Origin of the sequence: Dietzia sp. 111N12-1 (genome assembly GCF_001658045.1) — a bacterium.
Classification (GTDB): Bacteria; Actinomycetota; Actinomycetes; order Mycobacteriales; family Mycobacteriaceae; genus Dietzia; species Dietzia kunjamensis.
In genome coordinates this window covers 1-6,878 of the sequence record NZ_LSSV01000062.1, presented here as the reverse complement: position 1 = coordinate 6,878, position 6,878 = coordinate 1, and the positions used below count along the sequence as shown (strand labels likewise).

Here is a 6,878-nt window from a genome sequence, read left to right as displayed (position 1 = left end):
GGATCCGGACGGAGGGTAGCGGATTCCGGACTTTCCCGGTCAGGTCTCGCTGGCTCGTTCGGTCTGCGCCCGCTCGGTCGCCGGGTGCACGGCCACGATCCCGAGCTGCCGCCGACGCCGGCACGCCGCGGCGAGCACCTCGTAGCACTCGGCGCCCAGCAGTTCGACCAGCTCGTCACGTAGGGAGATGTAGACGGGGTCGACGCCGACGTGCGCCTCGGGCGAGCCTGTGCAATACCAGTCGAGGTCCAGCCCGCCCGGGCCCCAGCCGCGGCGGTCGTACTCTCCGACGCGGGTGTGGAGGATCTCCACCTCGTCGGGGCGGGTCTCCCACTCGTGTGACATGTGGATCGGCAGCTGCCAACAGACGTCCGGCTTGGACTCGGGCAGGCTCCGCCCCGTCCGCCCGGCCAGGTGGTGCAGGGCGCAGCCCGACCCGGTCGGCCATCCGACGTCGTTGAAGAATACGCACCTCCCGCCCAGGCGGCGCGTCCTGAGAGCGGGCTCCATCTCGCCGTCGTCGCCGGTCAGTTCGTCCTCCTCCAGCCACGCCTCCTGCGCGGCCCCTTCCGCCGTCGCGGCGGCGTGGGCGGCCTCGCGGTGCTGCCATTCCTCCGGACGCAGCAGGGCGACGTTGGCCTCGAGCCGCTGCCGGTCGGAGTCGTCGGAGAGGAAGGCGCCGTGCGTGCAGCAGCCGGAGTCGGGCTGGTCGCGGTCGATGCCGTGGCAGGCGGGCGTGCCGAAGACGCACGTCCACGACGACAGCAGCCAGGTCATGTCGGCGGAGATCAGATGTTCGTCATTCGCGGGGTCGGGGAACGTGTACCACTCCCGCGGGAAGTCGAGGGGGACCTCGGGCTGAGGGGCGCCCGGGGTCGGGGGGCGTTCGGTGGCGGTCACAACCTGCGACCGTAGACCGTTTAGGGTGGTCGTGTGAGATTAGGTGTCCTGGACGTGGGAAGTAACACGGTCCACTTCGTGGTGGTCGATGCCCACCGGGGTGGTCATCCCACGCCCATGAACGATTCCAAGACCCGGCTACGCCTGATCGAGTACCTGGACGACGACAACAACATCTCCAAGACCGGCATCGCCCGGCTCATCGACGCGGTCAACGAGGCCGCCGAGCTCGCCGAGGCCACCAAGTGCCGCGAGGTCATGGCGCTGGCCACCTCCGCCGTGCGCGACGCGGCCAACTCGGACGACGTGTTGGCCAAGGTGGAGAAGGAGACCGGCATCGAGCTGCGGGTGCTCTCCGGTGAGGACGAGGCGCGCATGACGTTCCTCGCCGCGCGTCGGTGGTACGGCTGGAGCGCGGGGCGGATCATCAACCTCGACATCGGTGGTGGGTCGTTGGAGATGACCCACGGGGAGGACGAGCTGCCCGAGCAGGCGTTCAGTCTGCAGCTGGGCGCCGGCCGGCTCACCCACGACTGGTTCAAGACCGACCCGCCGGAGCGCAAGCGCATCAACCAGCTGCGTGACTACATCGACGCCGAGCTCGACGGGCCGGCCCGGGAACTCCGGGCGGCCGGTGAGCCCGACCTCGCGTGCGCCACCTCCAAGACGTTCCGTATGTTGGCCCGGCTCACGGGTGCGGCGCCGTCGTCGGAGGGCCCACGGGTGGACCGGGTGCTCACAGCCGCCGGTCTGCGGCAGGTGATCGCGTTTATCTCCCGCATGACGGCCGCCGACAGGGCAGAGTTGGAGGGCATCAGCTCCGACCGCTCGCATCAGGTGGTGGCGGGAGCGCTGGTGGCGGAGGCGTCCATGCGTGCGTTGGGTCTGGAAAGTGTGAAAATCTGTCCGTGGGCTCTGCGAGAGGGGCTCATCCTGCAGCGTCTCGACCGGGACGTGGGCGGCGACGGGAAGGGGAGCTGACGATGGCCGAGGATTCAGACGGTCAGCAGATCACCGTGGCGGAGCTGCTCAAGCGCATGGGCGCGGAGCAGCAGGACGCCCCGGCCGGGCGTCGGCGTCGCCGGGCCGACGAGGGCGGCGGACTCAGCGTCTCCGAGCTCACCGGTGAGATCCCCAAGATCACCGACGACACCGTGCTCAGTGGTCGCGCGGCGCGGCGTCGGGCGCGGGAGGCCGAAGAGGCCGCGGCCGCCGGTGGCGACGCCGAGCGGGACGCGGAGTCGGGTGCCGACGGTGGTGCCCCGACGGGCGCCGGGGAGACCCCGGGGACGACGACGAGGTCGTCCACCTCTGAGGCCCCGCAGACCCCGCGGCCCTCGGGACGGCGGCGGGCCCCGGAGGCAGGGGCGCCCGCGTCCACGCCGGCCGGGTCGGCCGAGAAGTCGTCCGTCGCACCGACGCCCACCACCTCGCCGGCCCCGCAGCAGGCTCCGCCGTCGGCGACTCCGTCCGCGCCCGCCCCGTCGCGCTCCGCCTCCGATGACGCCGGCCAGCAGGGAAAGAAGGGCGGTCTGCGCGGGCTGTTCGGCCGCAAGCGCAAGGATGCGGAGCAGTCGGGGTCCGACGCTCCCGCCACCCGCCCGACGCCCGCTGATCGTGGGGGCGTGGGGCCCGCCGGCGCCGCGGCCGCAGGTGTTGCGGGCGCTGCTGCTGCCGGTGTCGCCGGCACCGCAGCCCCGGGCTCGGGCGACAAGTCAGCTCCGTCCGCAGCGGCCGGAACGGCAGACAAGGCCGCGCCGGCCTCGTCCACCGCCCCGGCGGTCAAGCCCGGCACCGACAAGCCCGCCACCGCCAAGCCCGCCACCGGCAAGTCCGGTACCGACAAGTCTGCCGCGACCTCCGGTTCTGCCGAGGTCGGCAAGGCTTCCGGGGCCACCGACACGGCCGTCACAGCAGACAAGCGCGTCACCGAGAAGCCCGCCGGGGCCCCCACCGCTCCGGCGGCCGACAAGCCCGCCCCCGCAGACAAGCCCGCCGCAGGGGCCGATGCCTCCGCATGGGGTGTGCCGTCGGGCAGTGGCTCGACCGCCCACCGCGCCCCCGAGGCGCCAGCCGGGCAGCCCGACGATTCCGACTCCGCCACGCGCGGGGGTGCCCTGGGTGCGGCGACCGCTGCCGCCGCCGGAGGTGCGGGAGTCGCGGGAATGGCCGCGGCAGTGACCGGCGCGGGCACCGGAACCGAGCGGCCGAAGGTCGACGAGACGAAGTCCGACGCGGCGCAGACCGACGCGACGAAGACCGAGGCGACGAAGGCCGGCGCAACGACAGCGGGCCAGCAGCCGGTCGCCCGGCCCGGGGCCGACGCCCCCGTCGCCGACCGGACGAGCACAGACCAGCCCGGCGCCGACCGGGCCGACGCTCCGACCCCCGCACCCGCGTCGCAGCAGACCCCGGCGGAGCCGGACAGCTCGCAGTACCGTGACGTCGACGACGCCCCCGGCGGAGCCGAGCCCGAGCGGTCGCCGGCGTCGCAGTGGCTGATCCTCGTCGCGCAGGTGCTCGCCTCCGCGGTCGCGGGCGCGGCACTGTTCATCGGCTTCCAATTGCTCTGGCGCGACCTGCCGTGGGTGGCCTTTGCGCTGGCGATCGTCGTGATCGTCGGACTGGTGGCCATGGTCCGCGTCCTGCGCAGGAGCAACGACTCCGTCAGCATCGCCCTCGCGGTGATCGTCGGCCTGGGCGTGACGTGCGGGCCACTCCTGCTCAGACTCGTCTCCTAGCCGCATCCCGGCCACGACCCGCACCCCGCCCGCGCCTGCTCCAGGTGCGGGCGGGGCCGTTTCAGCCGCGGTGCGCGAGCGGGAACCGGCGACGGGCAACCGAATCCCTCCCGCCGCCCATCCGATGTCGCTCCACCCACCGGATGCGATAGGTGGAGCGACATCGAATAGGCGGCGGTGGCGGCGGGCGCGATTCGATGGGTGGCGCGAGCGGGCGGCCCCGTTCGACCGCGGCCGGCGGGCAGCCCCGTCCCCCGCGGCCGGCGGGCGGCCGCGCACGCGTGTGGCACTGTAAAGGGCATGACGAGAATCGCAGTGGTCGGTGGCGGACGCATCGGCGAGGCCCTCATCGCGGGACTCCGTGAGGCCGGGACCGAGCCCTCGGACATCGTGGTGGTCGAGGCCGTGGAGGCCCGCGCCGAGCAGTTGGCCAAGAAGTACAACATCCTGTCCACCAGCCTCGACATCGGCTGCGAGGGCGCCGACGTGATCGTGGTTGCCGTCAAGCCCCAGGACGTGCCGGCGGTGGTCGGCCGCATCGGCGACGCCATCTCCGACAGCGTCCACGAGTCGATCGTGGTCTCGCTCGCGGCCGGCGTGCCGACGACCGTGCTGGAGAACAAGCTCAGCGCCGGCTCGCCGGTCGTGCGGGTCATGCCCAACACGGCGATGCTCGTCGGGCACGGCGTCTCCGCGCTCTGCAAGGGCCGCTATGCGCGCGATGAGCATCTCGAGCAGGTGTCCACGATCATGGAGAGCGTGGGCCTCGTCGTCGTCGTCACCGAGGCCCAGATGGACGCGGTGACCGCGGTGTCCGGGTCCGGCCCCGCCTACTTCTTCCTCATGGCGGAGGCGATGGTCGACGCCGGCGTGGAGCGCGGGCTGCCGCGCGACGTGGCGCTGAAGCTGGCGGCCGGCACGGCGCTCGGCGCGGGCGCGATGCTCACCGGCGGCGGCGAGGGACCCGCCGAACTGCGCTACAACGTCAGCTCCCCGGGCGGCACCACCGCCGCGGCGATCCGCAGGCTGGAGGCCGGGGGACTTCGCTCGGCGGTGGCGGACGCGGTCGAGGCGGCGGCGTCGCGGTCGCGGGCGTTGGCACTGGCCTCCACCGATGGCGACGACGACGACGAGATCGACTGACCCGCCACCCGGGCCCGTCGCCGAGGCGACCGAACGGGCCGGGTGTGCGCGTACCGAACCGGCCCGCCGGGTGAGATGTGACCCACCCGGCGGGTCGCTTATGTAGCACAAGCCCAGTTCAGGGCGGGTGAGGCGCGGATCGGGCGGCGTGTCGTCGATGTAATTCGCCCACTCCCGTCGCATTGATCACACCATTCACGCTAGGCTCATACCCAGCACGTGCGTGTCCGTACCGCAGGAGGGGAAGCCTGCGGCACGACGCGTGCCACGAAGGGTTGTGACGATGGCGACTACCGACAAGACCGATAGCGGCGCACAGGCGGCGGGGGGCTCGCAGTTCCTCACCGTGGCCGAGGTCGCCGCGCTGATGCGCGTGTCCAAGATGACGGTCTACAGGCTCGTCCACTCGGGCGAACTGCCCGCCGTGCGGGTGGGGCGGTCGTTCCGGGTCCACTCCAAGGCCGTGCACGAGTACCTCGACACGTCGTACTTCTCCGCGGGCTGACCCGTCGCGCCGGCGCCGCCCGGTTTCGTGGCGGCGGGGGCGGGAGGTAGTCTGGACGGGTTCCGTCCCGGCTTTCGAGTTCGCTCTCAGGCGCCGGAGCGCAGGAAGGCCCTTCGTGGGCTGCAAGGCCCCAGACCAGTAGTCGACAGGTAGGTGACCCCATATGGGTTCTGTGATCAAGAAGCGCCGCAAGCGTATGTCCAAGAAGAAGCACCGCAAGATGCTCCGCCGGACGCGCGTGCAGCGTCGCAAGCTCGGTAAGTGAGTCCGGCGGCGCCTTAGATGGCGCCCGGACTCACGCCTGTAGCGGATGCCCGTCACCAGCAGCGGTGGCGGGCATCGGTGTATTTCGGGACAGCGGTGGCCCGGCGGCTAGACTCGGCCGGGTGAACACAGAAGCTCCAGACCGTCGGCCGGCTCGCGCCGTCGCGGTCGTGGGCGGCAGCCGGTACCTCGGCGCGCACCTGGTGGGCATGCTGCTGCGCGACGACTCCGTCGAGCACGTGCTGGCCATCGACTCGGCCAAGCCGTCGCCGCAGCACCGCCGGCGCATGCGCGACGCGGAGTTCGTGCGCCTGGACCCACAGTCGCCGCGGCTGCAGGGGATCCTGCGCGAGGCCGGGATCGACACGGTCGTCCACGTCGGACTGCACCACACCGACTTCGCCCCGGGCGGGCGAGCGGCCGTCAAAGAGGCCAACATCATGGGATCGATGCACGTGATCGCCGCCTGTGGGCGGGCCGCTACGGTCACCCGGTTCGTGCTGGTCTCCTCGACTGCCGTGTACGGCTCCTCAGGCCTCGACCCGGCCATGTTCAGCGAGGACATGGCCGCGCGTCGGCAGCCCAGTGGCGGCATCCCGCTCGACCACTCGTCAGTGGAGGGCTATGTGCGCGGCATGTCCCGCAAACGCCCGGACATCGACGTGACCATCCTGCGCATCCCCGCGATCCTCGGCCTGCCCGAGCCCACGGTGGTCGGCGAGCTGCTGCTGCCGTCGCTCTCGCCGGTGCTGGCCGGCTACGACCCGCGCATCCAGCTGCTGCACCCGCAGGACGCGCTCGACGCGTTGCTGCACGCCACGATGGGTGCGACCCCCGGCACGTACAACATCGCCGCCGACGGCGTGCTCACGCTGACGCAGGCCATCCGCCGCGCCGGGCACGTCCCCCTGCCGGTGATGCCGCAGATGTTCAAGCTCGCGGCCCGGCTGCTGTCGAGCCAGGGACTGCGCGCCATCGGGTCCTCGCAGCTGCGTTACCTGCGGTACGGCCGCACCGTGGACACCACCCGGATGCGCATCGAGTTCGGGTTCACGCCCCGGTACACCACCGAGGAGGCGCTGCACGCCTACCTCGTGGACTCCGGTGCCGAGCCGCTGATCACCCGCTCCTCGCTCGAGCGCAAGACCGCCAGGCTGCCGCGGCCCGTGGCCAGCCGACTGCGCGCGGGCCTGGACAGCACACTCGACGAACTCGAGTCGCTCGGTGCCGTACCCGACCCCATCCAGGAGGAGGCGCCGTGAAGGGCCCGGAATTTGACCTGTCCCGGCCCCTCGGTGGCCCGCGCTGGGGCGAGGGCCGACGCG

The 6,878-nt window shown here is 72.2% G+C and carries 7 protein-coding genes; 6 read left to right on the top strand and 1 reads right to left on the bottom strand.

The window, feature by feature from the left end; genetic code table 11:
- Window positions 1-39: 39 nt before the first annotated feature.
- On the bottom strand, window positions 40-900 hold the full coding sequence (locus AYO52_RS14135; protein WP_067718676.1) for a hypothetical protein: 861 nt from the start codon (window positions 898-900) through the stop codon (window positions 40-42).
- A 33-nt stretch (window positions 901-933) separates the two neighbouring features.
- Between AYO52_RS14135 and AYO52_RS14130 the strand changes: the two genes are divergently transcribed.
- The 6 genes from AYO52_RS14130 (at window position 934) to AYO52_RS14110 (ending at window position 6,815) form a co-directional block, all read left to right on the top strand.
- Window positions 934-1,881 (top strand): Ppx/GppA phosphatase family protein, encoded by a 948-nt coding sequence (locus AYO52_RS14130; RefSeq protein WP_172812179.1) that lies wholly within the window; start codon window positions 934-936, stop codon window positions 1,879-1,881.
- A gap of 2 nt (window positions 1,882-1,883) precedes the next feature.
- The gene (locus AYO52_RS14125) at window positions 1,884-3,641 is read left to right on the top strand and encodes a hypothetical protein (protein WP_067718670.1); all 1,758 of its coding nucleotides are present in this window, start codon (window positions 1,884-1,886) and stop codon (window positions 3,639-3,641) included.
- A 300-nt stretch (window positions 3,642-3,941) separates the two neighbouring features.
- Complete coding sequence (gene proC / locus AYO52_RS14120) at window positions 3,942-4,784, top strand: pyrroline-5-carboxylate reductase (protein ID WP_067718667.1); 843 nt, start codon at window positions 3,942-3,944, stop codon at window positions 4,782-4,784.
- Between the two features lie 283 nt (window positions 4,785-5,067).
- Entirely contained in the window at window positions 5,068-5,289 is a 222-nt protein-coding gene (locus AYO52_RS14115; protein WP_067718677.1) for a helix-turn-helix domain-containing protein, read from the top strand.
- Between the two features lie 163 nt (window positions 5,290-5,452).
- Window positions 5,453-5,554, top strand: coding sequence for a 30S ribosomal protein bS22 (locus AYO52_RS17900; RefSeq protein WP_003855542.1), 102 nt, complete (start codon window positions 5,453-5,455; stop codon window positions 5,552-5,554).
- 121 nt (window positions 5,555-5,675) lie between these two features.
- Window positions 5,676-6,815 (top strand): NAD-dependent epimerase/dehydratase family protein, encoded by a 1,140-nt coding sequence (locus AYO52_RS14110; protein ID WP_253702182.1) that lies wholly within the window; start codon window positions 5,676-5,678, stop codon window positions 6,813-6,815.
- Window positions 6,816-6,878 lie beyond the last annotated feature (63 nt).

Excerpts from the sequence above, each read along its gene's own strand:
- AYO52_RS14125 (WP_067718670.1), top strand. The coding sequence starts at position 1,884 with ATGGCCGAGGATTCAGACGGTCAGCAGATCACCGTGGCGGAGCTGCTC.
- proC (WP_067718667.1), top strand. The coding sequence starts at position 3,942 with ATGACGAGAATCGCAGTGGTCGGTGGCGGACGCATCGGCGAGGCCCTC.
- AYO52_RS14115 (WP_067718677.1), top strand. The coding sequence starts at position 5,068 with ATGGCGACTACCGACAAGACCGATAGCGGCGCACAGGCGGCGGGGGGC.
- AYO52_RS17900 (WP_003855542.1), top strand. The coding sequence starts at position 5,453 with ATGGGTTCTGTGATCAAGAAGCGCCGCAAGCGTATGTCCAAGAAGAAG.